Source organism: Shimia sp. (assembly GCF_965227725.1).
In the GTDB taxonomy this organism is placed as follows: Bacteria; Pseudomonadota; Alphaproteobacteria; order Rhodobacterales; family Rhodobacteraceae; genus Shimia.
The window spans coordinates 217,807-232,165 of record NZ_CBDDGH010000006.1 but is presented as its reverse complement, the minus strand read 5'-3'; the positions used below and the strand labels follow the sequence as shown (position 1 = coordinate 232,165).

General features: G+C 55.3%; 12 protein-coding genes. 7 read left to right on the top strand and 5 right to left on the bottom strand.

Going from position 1 to position 14,359, the window contains the following annotated elements; all coding sequences use genetic code 11:
- The first annotated feature begins 315 nt into the window (after nt 1-315).
- From ACO07T_RS19035 to ACO07T_RS19025, 3 genes are all read left to right on the top strand, one after another.
- Nucleotides 316-801, top strand: a complete 486-nt coding sequence (locus ACO07T_RS19035; protein ID WP_422050690.1) for an acyloxyacyl hydrolase — start codon at nt 316-318, stop codon at nt 799-801.
- An 86-nt stretch (nt 802-887) separates the two neighbouring features.
- Nucleotides 888-1,679 (top strand): tryptophan synthase subunit alpha, encoded by a 792-nt coding sequence (gene trpA / locus ACO07T_RS19030; RefSeq protein WP_422050689.1) that lies wholly within the window; start codon nt 888-890, stop codon nt 1,677-1,679.
- A 164-nt stretch (nt 1,680-1,843) separates the two neighbouring features.
- On the top strand, nt 1,844-3,427 hold the full coding sequence (locus ACO07T_RS19025) for a trimethylamine methyltransferase family protein (protein WP_422050688.1): 1,584 nt from the start codon (nt 1,844-1,846) through the stop codon (nt 3,425-3,427).
- 35 nt (nt 3,428-3,462) lie between these two features.
- Here the strand turns inward: ACO07T_RS19025 and ACO07T_RS19020 are convergent, their stop codons facing one another.
- The gene (locus ACO07T_RS19020) at nt 3,463-4,869 is read right to left on the bottom strand and encodes an ATP-binding protein (RefSeq protein WP_422050687.1); all 1,407 of its coding nucleotides are present in this window, start codon (nt 4,867-4,869) and stop codon (nt 3,463-3,465) included.
- Nucleotides 4,869-5,414, bottom strand: coding sequence for a heme NO-binding domain-containing protein (locus ACO07T_RS19015; protein ID WP_422050686.1), 546 nt, complete (start codon nt 5,412-5,414; stop codon nt 4,869-4,871). Before ACO07T_RS19015 ends, ACO07T_RS19020 begins: the two co-directional genes overlap by 1 nt.
- A gap of 143 nt (nt 5,415-5,557) precedes the next feature.
- On the opposite strand from ACO07T_RS19015, the gene ACO07T_RS19010 reads away from it, so the two are divergent.
- From ACO07T_RS19010 to ACO07T_RS19000, 3 genes are all read left to right on the top strand, one after another.
- The gene (locus ACO07T_RS19010) at nt 5,558-6,724 is read left to right on the top strand and encodes an alpha-hydroxy acid oxidase (RefSeq protein WP_422050685.1); all 1,167 of its coding nucleotides are present in this window, start codon (nt 5,558-5,560) and stop codon (nt 6,722-6,724) included.
- 186 nt (nt 6,725-6,910) lie between these two features.
- Nucleotides 6,911-7,417 (top strand): hypothetical protein, encoded by a 507-nt coding sequence (locus ACO07T_RS19005; protein WP_422050684.1) that lies wholly within the window; start codon nt 6,911-6,913, stop codon nt 7,415-7,417.
- Nucleotides 7,418-7,520: 103 nt separating this feature from the next.
- Nucleotides 7,521-8,150, top strand: a complete 630-nt coding sequence (locus ACO07T_RS19000) for a 50S ribosomal protein L25/general stress protein Ctc (protein WP_209065606.1) — start codon at nt 7,521-7,523, stop codon at nt 8,148-8,150.
- Nucleotides 8,151-8,380: 230 nt separating this feature from the next.
- Here ACO07T_RS19000 and ACO07T_RS18995 read toward each other — a convergent pair whose 3' ends face one another.
- The 3 genes from ACO07T_RS18995 to ACO07T_RS18985 all read right to left on the bottom strand — a co-directional run bounded on the left by ACO07T_RS18995 (nt 8,381) and on the right by ACO07T_RS18985 (nt 12,356).
- Nucleotides 8,381-9,202: an arginyltransferase gene (locus ACO07T_RS18995; RefSeq protein ID WP_422050683.1), complete on the bottom strand. Its 822-nt coding sequence runs from the start codon at nt 9,200-9,202 to the stop codon at nt 8,381-8,383.
- Between the two features lie 165 nt (nt 9,203-9,367).
- Nucleotides 9,368-10,531 carry an acetylornithine deacetylase gene (argE, locus tag ACO07T_RS18990; RefSeq protein ID WP_422050681.1) on the bottom strand — a complete coding sequence of 388 codons (1,164 nt, stop codon included), beginning with the start codon at nt 10,529-10,531 and terminating at the stop codon, nt 9,368-9,370.
- Nucleotides 10,532-10,535: 4 nt separating this feature from the next.
- Nucleotides 10,536-12,356: an ABC transporter ATP-binding protein gene (locus ACO07T_RS18985; RefSeq protein ID WP_422050680.1), complete on the bottom strand. Its 1,821-nt coding sequence runs from the start codon at nt 12,354-12,356 to the stop codon at nt 10,536-10,538.
- 299 nt (nt 12,357-12,655) lie between these two features.
- Between ACO07T_RS18985 and ACO07T_RS18980 the strand changes: the two genes are divergently transcribed.
- Nucleotides 12,656-14,356 carry a peptide ABC transporter substrate-binding protein gene (locus ACO07T_RS18980; protein WP_422050679.1) on the top strand — a complete coding sequence of 567 codons (1,701 nt, stop codon included), beginning with the start codon at nt 12,656-12,658 and terminating at the stop codon, nt 14,354-14,356.
- Nucleotides 14,357-14,359: the final 3 nt, after the last annotated feature.

The window sequence follows — 14,359 nt, the reverse complement described above, 5'->3', positions numbered from 1 at the left end:
TTTGTGCTGCTCATAGGCAGAGTCCCGTCGTGACGCAAGCCACGTGACATAGCAGCCCTTCAAAATAACGACTTCTGGACAAAAATGGCGCGCTTTCAACAGGCGCTTCAGGAGCCTCCTTTCGAGCTCTCGATCCACAGCAACATCAAGGGAGCAGATGCTTCCGCTTAGAAATGAAACACTTAGCCAGCAGGCATCACACAACTTCAAGTCCACGTGATGCGATGCTTTTTCAATTTGACCTCTGAGATGAATTCTCGCACAGGTGACCTTGGGGAAGACAGGAGGCGACTCTTTAGACGGAAAGACACGCACATGAAACTTCTGGCACCAATAGCCGCTGCAATTTTAATCGCCACTCCAGTGGCTTCGCAGCAACTTGTCGTTGGATTGGGATACGCAGATTTCTCCGACGGCGCCGCGAACGATACGGTCGAGCTTGATATTGAATATCACTTTGACCCCTTTAGGGATTTCGGCCGATGGACACTTGCCGCTGGCGGCGTCCTGACGGTGGATGAAGAGGGTGACGCTTTTTTAGGGGCTGGTATTTCCAGCGTCTATGACTTCAACGAAAAGTGGTTCGCTGAATTCAGCTTTATGCCTGGCCTATACACTGATGGCGACCGGCGTAATGATTTGGGCAATACCTTGGAGTTCCGCAGCTTACTCGCCGTTGGACGCAAGGTCACTGACACAGCCGCTATCTCCCTTGCGCTTCAGCACAAATCCAATGGCGGCCTTGGGGATGATAATCCCGGTGTGAATACGCTGAGCTTGCGTTACCACTACAATTTTTAGGGCGACCTTGCGAACGGTCTTGCGTGGGATTGATTTCCCACGCACCTTCCGGCACATGAGGGTGACCGAAAAACAAGGATCCGCCGATGACTCGTATCGACGCCAAATTCGCTGAGCTGAATGCCGCAGGCAAAAAGGCCTTTGTGGCCTATGTGATGGCTGGAGACCCAGACTACGATACCTCTTTGGAAATCGTCAAAGGGCTACCGGGCGCTGGTGTTGACATCATTGAGTTGGGCCTGCCCTTCACGGATCCTATGGCAGACGGGCCAACCATTCAGTTGGCAGGTCAGCGTGCGCTTGATGGCGGCATGACACTTCAGAAGACGCTTGATTTGGCGGCTGAGTTTCGTAAGGCAGATGACACCACGCCAATCGTATTGATGGGTTACTACAACCCTATTTATTCTCGCGGCGTTGAGGCGTTTCTTACCGATGCCAAAGCTGCGGGGATTGACGGGCTGATCGTTGTTGACCTTCCGCCTGAAGAAGACAGTGAGCTTTGCATTCCCGCGCAGGCAGCAGGCATGAATTTCATCCGGCTCGCGACCCCGACAACCGACGGCAAACGCCTCCCTAAAGTGCTGCAAAACACATCCGGATTTGTGTATTATGTTTCCATTACCGGCATCACAGGCGCCGCAGAAGCAGAGGCCACCGACGTAGGCCCCGAAGTGACGCGCATCAAAGCCAGCACAGATCTTCCCGTCATCGTTGGCTTTGGTATCAACACGCCGGAAAAAGCACAGAATATCGCCTCGGTGGCAGATGGTGCTGTGGTTGGCTCGGCCATTGTCAGCCAAATTGGCGCAGGCAAATCCACGACCGAAGTGCTGGAGTTTGTAAAATCTCTGGCGGATGGGGCGCATCGCGCTTAACCCACCCTTCTAGGCCGCAAATCTTCAGGCCTCAATTGACGCAATAAAAATCTTGGTGGGGGCCTAAGCCCCCGCTATTCTGGCTTTGCTCAAGTCGGCAGGCAGTGAGCTAAATCGGTGTGTGCCCTAACGGTCCTGGCTCTACAGACCTGAAGGAGGAACACATGCCCGTCGACCAAAACACATCCCCCACCCCCAGAACGCGCAAGCGCCGCGGCCGCAAGTCCCCGCCCGTCAGCAGGGCCTCTGCGGATGCCTTCAGTTTGGAGCACACCATCGGGCCTCGCGCGGGTTTTGGTTTTCTCGACAGCGATCGCATGGAGACGCTGAAAGAGCGGGTTCTTGATCTCCTCTCAGAATACGGCGTCATGATTGTGCATCCGTTGGCACGAGAGACCCTTGTGAAAGCTGGCGCGCGAGAAGGCCGCGAAGCCGGGCGCCTGCGAATGCCGCGCGAAATGGTCCAAGAAGCTTTGGCTGCGACGCCAAAATCCTGTCGCCTTGCGGGCAAGGACAGATCGTTTGATCTCACTGTACCTCGCATGGATCAGGGTTTCATTCTACGTACTGGCACGGGAGCCCACGGGTATGTCGACCCGCGCGACGCGAGCTATCGCAATATGGATCTCACCGCGGTTAAAGAGATCACAGCGGTTGCCAATACTCTCAATCAGGTCGGATTTATTGCCCACCCCTTTGTGCATGGCGTTCCTGAGGTCACAGCGGATATTCACTCCTATGCAACCATCACCGCGCGCACCCAAAAGCACGTTTGGATGCAGCCTTACCAGGAGGAAAATATCGACTACCTGCTGAAGATCGCTGCGATTGCGGCAGGTGGAGAAGAAGCGCTGCGCGCCAACCCGTCAACCAGCACGATCACCTGTTCATTCTCGCCACTTGAGTTCAAGTACATGGACACGGAGGTGATTATAGCTTGCGGCAGATATGGTGTGCCCGTTCACGCCTGCTCGCTGCCAAGTGCTGGCGGTACCGCACCCCTTTCCCCGGCAGCACTGGCTGTGATGGCAGTTGCGGAAGTTGTTGGCATGATCACCATGGCACATGTGCTTTCACCGGGCCTGCCAATCATTGCAACCCCGCTGATGTTTGCGCTTGATATGCGCACCGGAAGCGCCCTGCAATCTTCTGTAGAAGCGATGCAAGCAGCATCTCTGTCAATCCAACTCGTAAAGTATGGCTTCGGACTAATGGCGCACACCTACGGCTCCGGGTCCGACACGCCAGATTCAGACCACCAATCCATGGCGGAGCGGGCCATGCTGATGCAAACCGTAGCCCTGTCCGGCGCAGACATCTTGGGAGGGATCGGTCAGCTTGAGTGCGCTACCGTATTTTGCCCAGTTCAGGCGGTGCTGGACAATGAAATCGGCGGGATGGCACGGCGCCTGTTGCGTGTTCCAGACATCTCGGATGCGGCGCTGAATTTTGACGAGATGCTGAAGGTCCCCGTTGGCGGGCATTTTCTGGATAGCGACCATACAGTTTCAGGCTGCCGAGAACAGTTTACCCCAGATGTGTTCCAACGCGTTGGCCGCGACGATTATGAAGCTGGCGATCGCAAGGCAGCCTTTGAGTTTGCTCGCGAAAAAGCCCTTTCCGCAATAGAGAATTCCTCTGACGCGCCACTTTTGTCGCGCGATCAAATGGCGGAAATTGGCGAACTTACACAGATGGCGGACAAGCATATCGTCGAAGTTTACTCAGGTAAGGTCGAGACCATTTAGGCGTCTCTCTTGCCCCAAACCGAGGTCCGTCGACGCTAAAGCGGCGCCCGTGATCCAGCGGGTGGTAAGTCAAACCCGCGCTGGCATTTTGCGAGTGCAGTTTGCATGGCACTAACAAGTTTATCCCGGCTAATGGGCTTGGGCACATGCCCCGTCATGCCGCCATTGAGGTAGCCGGCCACCTGATGCACCATTGCATTGGCGCTGACAGCAATGATCGGGATAGGCTCTAGCATATTTTCATGCTCCAGTTCCCGTATTCGCCGTGTCGCCTCCATGCCATCCATTACCGGCATGTTGATGTCCATTAAGATCATATCATACTGCCCACGCTGCCATTCCTGCACGGCTTTTTCTCCGTCATCGACAATGGTGAGCTTTGGTGGACCTGCCTTTTTGAGCATGTGTTTTAGAACTATTTGATTGGTGCGATTGTCCTCAGCCGCAAGTATGCGAAGCCCTGCCAAGCTGGCCGCTTGATCGCCTTCTGCGATGTGACCGCGCGCGTCACCCTGTGGAAGGGCTTTTTCAACAAGAAGATTCGCCTGAAACTCCGCTCCCGCGCCCTCCTCGCTTCGCAACTTAATGGACCCACCAGTCAGCTCGCAAATATGCCGGGATATCGCGAGACCCAGACCGGTCCCACCATGCATGCGCGTTATGCTTGCATTGGCTTGGCTGAACCTCTGAAACAGTCTCGGCTGTTGCGATCTTGAAATGCCCCGCCCAGTGTCTTTGACCCGCAGTACTAGAACAGACCCTCGAGCCAAAGTCTCCCGCAGATCTATATGCAAAGACACGCTCCCAACGTCCGTGAACTTAATAGCGTTAGACAGAAGATTGCCTGCAACCTGCTGAAGCCGCATTGGGTCTGCACTTATCGTCGTTTTGGCCGCTTCAGACAGGCTGACGTTAAAGGCAAGCCCCTTCTCCTCAGCGCGCAACCGGAAGTGCTGCAGCATCGCGTCACCGAGCTGTCTCAAGTCATAGGGAATTGCCTCAAACTCCAGCTTGCCCGCTTCTATCTTTGAAAGATCGAGCACATCATTGATCAGAGATAAGAGCAGTCCTCCACTGTCCTGAAGGATCTGCACCAACTGTGCCTGATCTTCTGACAACCCACTGTCCCGAAGGGCCTGTGCCATACCCAAGATCCCATTGAGCGGTGTGCGGATTTCGTGGCTCATGGTGGCCAAAAAGACGGACTTGGCCTCGTTCGCCGATTCCGCGACGACGCGCGCCTCTTCCAGCTCCTGGGTCCGTTCCTTAACGGCGATCTCCAAGGTATCTAGAAGCTTCTGCAATCTTTGGTTCGCCTCATAGAGTTCACGACTTTTTGCCTCAAGAAGATGCTCAGCCTCCTCTCGCGCACGCATCTGCCGATTATACCTGCGGCGCGATACTGTTTCGGTTGGCGCCGCAAGGCCTTCGCGTAAAAACATCACGCGGCTTTCTGCAGTGTGAACTCTGCTGTAAAGCGCCCGCCCTGCGAGCGATCCACCATTTGAAGATCAACTTCCTGCTGGAAATGCTCCATGCAGGATTGGATCATCCCCTTGCAGAAATGGTGGAGCGGACGCTCACTGTCGTAGACCATTTTGAACTGATCCGCCGAAAGTCGCTCCGTGGTAAAACTTGGCAACTCGACTTCCGGGTAGAGCTTGCGCACCTCCACATGGACCTGATTTTCGATGGACTCCAGCATGTCGAACCCGTCAGTCTTGCCCTCAAAGAACACTGGATAGCTTTCCACAAAGCGGGCAAACATCCATTGGCCAAATTGCTCATGCAAATCCTCTACAGGTACTTTGACCCGAGCGCCGATCGCCTCCACGATTGTAAGCAGTTCTCGGCAAGGGTAGTTTCCCACAACGCTGAATGCGCCATCGGATTCCAATTCTGTTTTATCGAGAATCTCATCCACGACATCCTCCCCCAGAGCGGATTCAGCCATTCGAACCAATTCAACAAACACAATGCCTTTCATGGCAACCTCCGCGAAACTCAAAACCAACTCACTCGAACATGATGCGAACAAATGGTAAACAAAAATCTAAGAAAGCACGGGGGTTGCGCTTATACCGCCATATTGGTAAAGAACATTTACCAAATTACGGAGTTTAAGAGCGCATGACCGTGATCACCTGTATTGACGATCTCAAACGCCTGTATAAGCGCCGCGCACCGCGCATGTTTTACGACTATGCCGAAACCGGCAGCTGGACGGAGAAAACCTTCCAGGAAAACACCTCTGATTTTGCCGATATCTACCTGCGCCAGCGGGTGGCTGTGGATATGGCCGGGCGCTCTACTGCGAGCCAGATGATCGGTCAGGATGTGGCCATGCCGGTGGCGCTGGCCCCTGTTGGGCTGACCGGAATGCAGTGCGCCGACGGCGAGATCAAAGCCGCGCGCGCCGCAGAGAAATTCGGCGTGCCCTTCACCCTGTCCACCATGTCGATCAACTCGATCGAGGAAGTGGCAGAGGCCACGACCAAGCCGTTCTGGTTTCAGCTTTATACCATGACCGACGAGGATTTTGTGGCCCGCCTGATCGAGCGTGCAAAAGCGGCAAAATGCTCGGCACTGGTGATCACGCTGGACCTTCAGATCCTTGGTCAGCGGCACAAAGACCTGAAAAACGGCCTGTCCGCCCCGCCCAAGCTGACCCCTTCGACGATTGCCAACCTCGCCACCAAATGGCGCTGGGGCATTGAAATGCTTGGCGCCAAACGTCGCAACTTCGGCAACATCGTGGGCCATGTGAAAGGCGTGACCGACACAGCCGATCTGGGCGCCTGGACTGCGCAGAGCTTTGACCCGTCGCTGGATTGGGACAAGATTGCCAAAATCAAAGAGATGTGGGGCGGCCCGGTGATCCTGAAGGGTATTCTGGATGCCGAAGACGCCAAGATGGCGCTGAAAGTGGGCGCGGATGCGATTATCGTGTCCAACCACGGCGGCCGCCAGCTTGACGGGGCGCTGAGCGCAATCCGAGCCCTGCCCTCCATCATGGAAGCCGTGGGCGATCAGGTTGAAGTGCACTTGGACAGTGGCATCCGCTCTGGGCAAGATGTTCTGAAGGCGCTCGCGCTGGGGGCCAAGGGCACCTATATCGGCCGTGCCTTTATCTATGGCCTGGGAGCGATGGGCGAAGCTGGCGTGACCAAGGCTTTGGAAGTGATCCACAAAGAACTGGACGTCTCCATGGCGCTTTGCGGACGCCGCAATGTCACTGATCTTGATCGCGATATCCTCTTGGTCCCGGAAAACTTCGAAGGCCGGTGGCAAGCCTGATCTATCGCTTTGACATTCCGCTGCCCGGCACGTCATAAACAGGCCGGGCAGAAGGACGTCTTGTATATGCTTGTCTTTTTCAAACAGAATCTTGCATTTCTATCTGTGCCGAAGACCGGCTCAACGGCATTTGAAAGCACATTGCGCTCAAGAGCGGACGTCATTTTCACCAAGAGCGTGAAGCATATGACAATCGGCAAATTTCACGTCAAACTTGCCCCGCTTTTGTCCGAGACCTACGGCATTGAGCCCGAGCGTATTGCTGTGATCCGCGACCCGATTGACCACGCGCGCAGCTGGTACAAGTACCGCAGCCCTGAGCGTATGGGAGTTGGCAACCCGGCAAGCCATGGCGGCATCAGTTTTGACGAATTTGTCATGGATGCAATCAGCCCGTCTCCAAGCAAAGCAGCTGGCATAGGGTCTCAAGCGTCTTTTCTGTCGCTTACCCCAGGTATTGTCCCCATCCATCACCTTTTCGCTTACGATCAGAGCGAGCTTCTGCTGGCCTTTTTATCGGCCCGATTTGAGGAGCCAATCGTGCCCGGCTTGCGAAATGTATCTCCGGATGTGGCAGCCCCGATTTCTGAGGACGTCGCCGCCGCCTTTCGCGCTGCGCGCCCAGATGATTTTGTCCTTTATGACCGCGTCAAAGACGCAGGGGGCATCCTGCGCGATTTTCGCAGCGAGTAGCCCCGAATCCCCTTTGCATTTCAGCCAATCCGCGCTATAGGCGCGACTTCACGTGGGGTTACAGCCTTGGAGGAACCCCACCCTTATTTATGGAGAATGCAATATGGCTGGTCAGATTCCTGATCTTCACGCCGAAGTACGCACGGGGACAGGCAAGGGCGCCGCTCGTCAAGCGCGTCGCGACGGTTTTGTTCCTGGTGTTGTTTACGGCGGCGAAGGTGAACCTTTCGCAATCCAGATCCCTTTCAACGTTCTGTTCAAGAAACTGAAAGAAGGCCGCTTCCTGTCCACGCTTTTCAACCTGAAAGTTGAAGGTCAGGAAGACGTGCGCGTGATCTGCCGCGGTGTTCAGCGTGACACCGTGAAAGACCTTCCGACCCACATCGACCTGCTGCGCCTGCGTCGCACATCCAAAATCAACCTGTTCATCCACGTTGACTTTGAAAACGAAGAAGCGGCACCGGGCATCAAAAAAGGTGGCGTTCTGACCATCGTGCGTCCGGAAGTTGAGCTGAACGTGACCGCAGGTGACATCCCTGAGCGTCTGGTTGTTGACCTAACCGGCAAAGAGATCGGCGACGTGATCACCATCAGCCAGATCGACCTGCCAGCTGGTGCGAAGCCAACCATCGACCGTGACTTCGTGATCGCCAACCTGTCCGCACCTTCCGGCCTGCGCTCTGCAGACAACGAAGAAGAAGCGGAAGGCGAAGAAGCCGCAGCGGAAGAATAAACACGACACCGGCCTGTCCGAACTGTGTGAACGCGGTGCCCTAAGGCGCCGCGTTTTTTTGTTGGCAATGCGCGCTGTGCTTTCGGAACAGTCTTCCTTCTATGTCAAAGCAACCACAATCGCTCTTGCGCGAAGATTCGCGCCTCAGACCACCTACTCGATTGCGAACACGTCAGAACTTAGACAAAGCTGACGTTAAACGAGTGGTAGCTCGAGAACTGTATGCACCCTCAAAACTTGTGAGCGCGCAAGTCAGGCAAAGATATATTGGCAACCTGCTCTGCGATAGGAGGTGTGGACAGGGGATGAGTATCAGAGGAAAACTCCTCCGGGTCCCGCATGGGATGCCACTGATTGGCGAAGTGGATCTCCAAACCGGAGAACTTCGCCTTATAAGCCATCTTCGCACTGCCCGGCACCCAATAACCGAGATAGACATAAGGCAGCCCCGCTTCCCGCGCGATCTCGATGTGATCGAGGATCAGATAAGTTCCCAGTGATGCCCGACTTTGCTCCGGATCATAGAAGGAATACACCATGCTCAGGCCATCTTCGAGCATGTCTGTCAGGCATACACCGATCAAGGCATCGGTCTCCCGATCCGTATACTCCACCACGCGGCTGCGGATGGGCGTTTCCTCAATCATTGCAGCAAACTCAAAGACATCCATGTCTGCCATACCACCGTCAGCATGACGGGTGTCCAGATATCGCCGAAACAGCTCAAACTGCTCTTCCGTTGCCCAAGGAGACGTTGCGCGACGCATCAAATGCGCGTTTCGACGTGCTGCACGCCGCTGACTCTTGGTGGACTGAAACTTCGACACATCAATGCGTGCCGACATACAAGCGGTGCAGTCCGTACAAGAAGGACGATATAAAACATTCTGAGAACGTCTAAACCCCTGTTGAGAAAGCGCGTCGTTCAGAGCCGTTGCGTTGTCTCCTTGCAAGGCGGTGAACAGCTTTCGCTCCATGCGCCCTTCCAAATAGGGGCAAGGCTGCGGGGCGGTTACATAGAACTGCGGTGCTATTGGCAGGGTGTGGCGCATGATACTCCATCAACTAGGCACGAGGACAAAGTTATCAACAGGATCTGAGAACGCGCAAGCCCCTACAAAGCGTTGCCACCCCCTGTTTTTACACTGTTGGTTAAGATTTGAATTTCATTAACCGATTATTACCATCAACTTCGCGCAATCCGTCGCGTGCTTAAACTAGGTGCAACTTTCGATCAGTTTTTCCATGAAACGCTGTCCAGCTTCAAACTGAGCGACGGAGAGGAACTCATCCGGCTGATGCGCCTGCGCGATATCGCCGGGACCGCAGATCACTGTAGAGTAGCCAGCTTCTTGGAAGTGGCCTCCCTCGGTGCCATAGCTGACAACGCGCGTAGCGTTGTCTCCGGTGAGCTGACGCACCAGAGCTTCCGCTTCGCCTTGCTCCTCAGGGGCCAGCGCCGGAACCATAAAGGACTCGGTCATCTCGATGTACGTTTCAGGAACCACCGCTCGCATGTCTGCTTCAATTTCAGCGGCCTTTGCACGTGCCTGAGACATCCAGAACGCATGATCCTCACCAGGGACAACCCGAAAATCGAGACCGAAGCGGCAATCAAGCGCGGTGATGTTATGTGCTGTGCCACCTTCGATCACCCCAACATGAACAGTGGTCCATGGGGGCTCAAATGTAGCGGCCGTATCGCTAGGGGCCTTTGCCTGATTGGCGACATTCATTTCGTTAGCCCACTCAATCAGCTTGGCACCATACATGATTGCATTCACGCCGGTGTGCATCAGCGAACTGTGCACCTCAAAGCCGCGTATATGCACCATGAAGCCAGCTCCGCCTTTGTGCCCAGAAACCGCGCCCATCATGGACGGCTCACCAACGATTGTGGCACTCCCTTTTGGAAAGTGAGCATTCAGGCTGTCGATCAACGGCGGAGCGCCTGCGCAGCCGATTTCCTCGTCATAAGACAAAGCAAGCTGGATCGGCCTCTGAACATTGGCATAGTGCGCCTCAACCATCGCCCAGATGGCCAAAGCGTCAAAGCCCTTCATATCGCATGTACCGCGCCCAAAGAGCTTTCCGTCCCGCTCAACGACCTCAAAGGGATCGCTGGTCCAGGGCTGCCCTTCAACCGGCACAACATCTGTGTGACCCGACAATACGATGGCACCTTCCACCGCAGGCCCGACATGCGCAAAAACAGCAGCTTTGTCTGGATCTGTTTCATGCGGGTGGCGGTGTGCTGCGATACCATGGCTCTTGAGATAAGCCTCCACCCAATCGATCAGCGGCAAATTCGTTTCACTCGACACCGTTGGGAAAGATACGAGTTTCTCAAGAATGGCGCGGGGCGTCAGTCTTTCCGCCATAGACTCAATACCCGCTGTCGGTGATCAGAACTTTATGACCGGGGCCGACCTCTTTGTACTCGGACGGCTGCGCCTCATAGCCCACCGGATGGATCGGGCTTGGAATTGGCTTGAAATTCAGATCCTTCTCGGACTTGCGACGACGCGGATCAGCAATCGGCACGGCCTTCATCAATGCTTGCGTATACGGGTGCTGCGGGTTTTCAAACACTGCGCGACGCGGGCCGATCTCGACGATGCGCCCCAGATACATCACGCCAACATGGTGGCTGACACGTTCCACGACCGCCATGTCGTGGCTGATAAAGACGTATGAAATCCCCATTTCCGCCTGAAGTTCCATCATCAGGTTCAACACCTGCGCCTGGACCGACACGTCGAGTGCAGACACAGCTTCATCAGCCACAATCAGCTTGGGATTCAGTGCCAATGCGCGGGCAATCGCAATCCGCTGGCGCTGACCGCCGGACATTTCGTGCGGGTAACGACGCATGAAGCTGCGCGGCAGCTCCACTCGGTCAAACAACATCTCCACACGCTTTTGCAGCTCGGCACCGGAATGCGTCCCGTAGTTTCGCATCGGCTCTGCCACCTGATCCATCAACATCATCTGTGGGTTCAGGGATGCAAAAGGATCCTGAAAGATCATCTGCATATCTTGACGCGCGGCATGCATCTCTTTCGGATTGAGCGAAATGATATCCTTGCCGTCAAACCGGACTTCCCCAGAGGTTGGCTCAACCAAGCGCAGCAACGAACGGCCCGCCGTGGACTTACCGCAACCAGATTCTCCGACAAGAGACAGCGTTTGACCTTTGTTGACGGTGAAAGACACATCTTCCACAGCATGCACATTCGCCACGGTGCGCCGCATGAGGCCACCTTTCACCGGGAACCGAGTGACGAGGTTTTTGACCTCCAAGATGGTTTCTTCCGTCCCGGGGATAGGATCTGTGTTGTGCGTGGTGTCCCCAAACAACTTCATCGGGCTTGGGACATCCGTGCCCGTCATTTCACCCAGCTTGGGCACAGCCGCAAGCAGTGCTTTGGTATAATCATGGGTCGGGTTTTCGAAGATCTCTTCGACTGTGCCCTCTTCAACCTTATTGCCGCGGAACATAACGACCACGCGGTCCGCCATCTGCGCGACAACCGCCATGTCGTGCGTGATGAACATCACGGCCGTGCCGGTTTCCCGCTTCAAACGGTCCATCAGTGCCAGAATTTCCGCCTGAATTGTCACATCAAGCGCAGTTGTAGGCTCATCCGCAATCAGCAAACGCGGCTCGCATGCCATGGCCATCGCGATCACAACCCGCTGCCGCATCCCACCCGACAACTCATGCGGATATTGCTTCAGGCGTCGTTCCGGCTCCGGAATGCGCACTTGTCGCAAAAGTTCCAAAGCACGGGCTTCTGCATCGGCTTTTGACAGTTTTTTGTGCAACCGCAGACCTTCGGTCAGCTGCCGGCCCACTGTAAATACCGGGTTTAGAGCCGTCATAGGCTCCTGAAAGATCATACCGATCTCGTTGCCACGAATCGTCCGCATAAGATCTTGATCGGCTTTGGAGAGGTCCACATCGCCGTTATCGCGGCGGTCAAACAACAGGCGGCCGCCTGCAATATCACCGCCTCCAAACTCCACCAGACGCATCAGAGACAGGCTGGAAACGGATTTGCCAGAGCCAGATTCTCCAACGATACATACGGTTTCACCCGGACTCACCTTGAAGGACACGTCCTCGACCCCAACCACCGGGCCGTCTTTGGTTTGAAATTCGACGCGCAGGTTCTCGATGGAGGCTATGGCGTTGTCCAGCATGCGGGTTACTCCCCTCAGTGTTTTTGTTTTCTCCTTGTCGCCGACGCTATAGCTGACGTTCCACAAGGTCAAACCGATGCGAACTTCTTTCTCGGAAAGCGACGGCAGGAAAAACAAACGAACCCTTGCATTTTTTTACCGACTGGTCTGTGATGCCCTCAGTCGGAGGGGAGTACGACACAAATCTGTGCATTGGGTTCTGTGCGATTCGCCACCCGCTCCTCTTGTTATGACAACCAAAAACGGGCGGAACCAATCTGCCTTTTTCGCACGAACGACGTGCCAACATGGAGTGAGATATGAAAGCAAAAACCCTGATGCTGGGCGCTGCAGCAGCGTTTGTGATAGCCCCGGCGGCCATGGCAGAGCGCGGCGCTGATGGCCACGTAAACATCATCTATTGGCAGGCGCCTTCGATTCTGAACCCTTATCTGTCCTCCGGGACCAAGGACATCGAATCCGCCTCTCTCACAATTGAACCGCTGGCGCGTTACGACGAAACCGGCAAAATGGTCCCATATCTGGCAGCTGAAATTCCAACCGTGAACAACGGTGGCGTTTCTGAAGACCTGACCTCTATCACCTGGACCATTGCAGACGGCATGGTGTGGTCTGATGGCACTCCGGTGACCTCCGCTGACGTTGTTTTCACCGGCGACTACTGCATGCACCCAGAAGGCGGCTGTGCACAGGCCGCGTTCTTTGACGGTGTTGAAGAAATCGAAGCGCTGGACGAAAAAACCGTCAAAGTGACCTTCAACCAGCCAAAACCAAACCCATATGGCCCATTTGTTGGCGGTCAGTCCCCAATCCTGCAGAAAGCGCAGTTTGAAAACTGCATGGGTGCCAAAGCGCCTGAGTGTACTGCAGAGAACTTCGGCCCAATCGGCACTGGCCCGTTTGTTGTGACCGAATTCAAAACAAACGATGTGATCCAGTACGAAGCCAACCCGAACTATCGTGATCCAGCGAAGCCAGCGTTTGCTACCGTAACCTTCAAAGGTGGCGGGGATGCGACCGGCGCAGGGCGCGCGGTTCTAGAAACCGGCGAGTTTGACTACGCCTGGAACCTTCAGCTGGCACCAGATGTGATTGCCAAGATGGAAGAAGGCGGCAAAGGCATCGCGATCGCAGGCTTTGGCCCACTGGTTGAGCGTCTCGAAATGAACATGACCAACCCGTCCTCCGACTTGCCTGAAGGTGAGCGTGCGACTGTTGCGCATCCACACCCGTTCCTGTCTGACATCAACGTGCGCAAAGCGCTGTCGATGGCAATCGACCGCGAGCTGCTGGTGGAAATCGGCTACGGCAAAGCGGGTAAAGTCACCTGTGACCTCGTGCCTGTGCCAGCAAACTACGCCTCTGCAAACACCGACTGTTTCACCCAAGACATCGCTGGCGCCAACGCGCTTCTCGATGAAGCGGGCTGGGTCAAAGGTGGCGACGGCATCCGCGCCAAAGACGGCGTGAAACTGTCGATCCTGTATCAGACCTCCACGAACGCTGTGCGCCAGGACTTCCAGGCGCTGATCAAACAGTGGTGGAGCGAGATCGGTGTTGAAACCGAGCTGCGCAACCTGTCCGCATCCGTGTTCTTCGGTGGTGACCCAGGTTCCCCTGACACCTTCCAGAAATTCTACGCAGACGTGGAAATGTATGCGAACACCTTCAACGGAACCGACCCTCAGCAGTATTTGGCGGCCTACCGTTGTGGCGGCGAGCCTAAGCCATCTTCCCAGTGGCAGGGTGAAAACATCAACCGCTTCTGTGATCCGGCGTATGACGCTCTGATCGACGAACTGGCCCGCACCGGCGACATCGAGAAGCGCGGCGAGATCGCGAAGAAGATGAACGACATGCTGACCAACGAGAGCTTCACCATTGTGCCACTGGTGCACCGTGGTCGTGTGTCCGCACATGCCAACTCTCTGGGTGGCGTTGTGCTGAACACATGGGACTCCGAGCTTTGGAACATTGCCGATTGGCACCGTGTGAAGTAAACT

Bases quoted from the DNA above. Each gene is read 5' to 3' on its own strand.
- ACO07T_RS19035 (WP_422050690.1), top strand. From the start codon at position 316: ATGAAACTTCTGGCACCAATAGCCGCTGCAATTTTAATCGCCACTCCA.
- trpA (WP_422050689.1), top strand. From the start codon at position 888: ATGACTCGTATCGACGCCAAATTCGCTGAGCTGAATGCCGCAGGCAAA.
- ACO07T_RS19025 (WP_422050688.1), top strand. From the start codon at position 1,844: ATGCCCGTCGACCAAAACACATCCCCCACCCCCAGAACGCGCAAGCGC.
- ACO07T_RS19020 (WP_422050687.1), bottom strand. From the start codon at position 4,869: ATGTTTTTACGCGAAGGCCTTGCGGCGCCAACCGAAACAGTATCGCGC.
- ACO07T_RS19015 (WP_422050686.1), bottom strand. From the start codon at position 5,414: ATGAAAGGCATTGTGTTTGTTGAATTGGTTCGAATGGCTGAATCCGCT.
- ACO07T_RS19010 (WP_422050685.1), top strand. From the start codon at position 5,558: ATGACCGTGATCACCTGTATTGACGATCTCAAACGCCTGTATAAGCGC.
- ACO07T_RS19005 (WP_422050684.1), top strand. From the start codon at position 6,911: ATGACAATCGGCAAATTTCACGTCAAACTTGCCCCGCTTTTGTCCGAG.
- ACO07T_RS19000 (WP_209065606.1), top strand. From the start codon at position 7,521: ATGGCTGGTCAGATTCCTGATCTTCACGCCGAAGTACGCACGGGGACA.
- ACO07T_RS18995 (WP_422050683.1), bottom strand. From the start codon at position 9,202: ATGCGCCACACCCTGCCAATAGCACCGCAGTTCTATGTAACCGCCCCG.
- argE (WP_422050681.1), bottom strand. From the start codon at position 10,531: ATGGCGGAAAGACTGACGCCCCGCGCCATTCTTGAGAAACTCGTATCT.
- ACO07T_RS18985 (WP_422050680.1), bottom strand. From the start codon at position 12,356: ATGCTGGACAACGCCATAGCCTCCATCGAGAACCTGCGCGTCGAATTT.
- ACO07T_RS18980 (WP_422050679.1), top strand. From the start codon at position 12,656: ATGAAAGCAAAAACCCTGATGCTGGGCGCTGCAGCAGCGTTTGTGATA.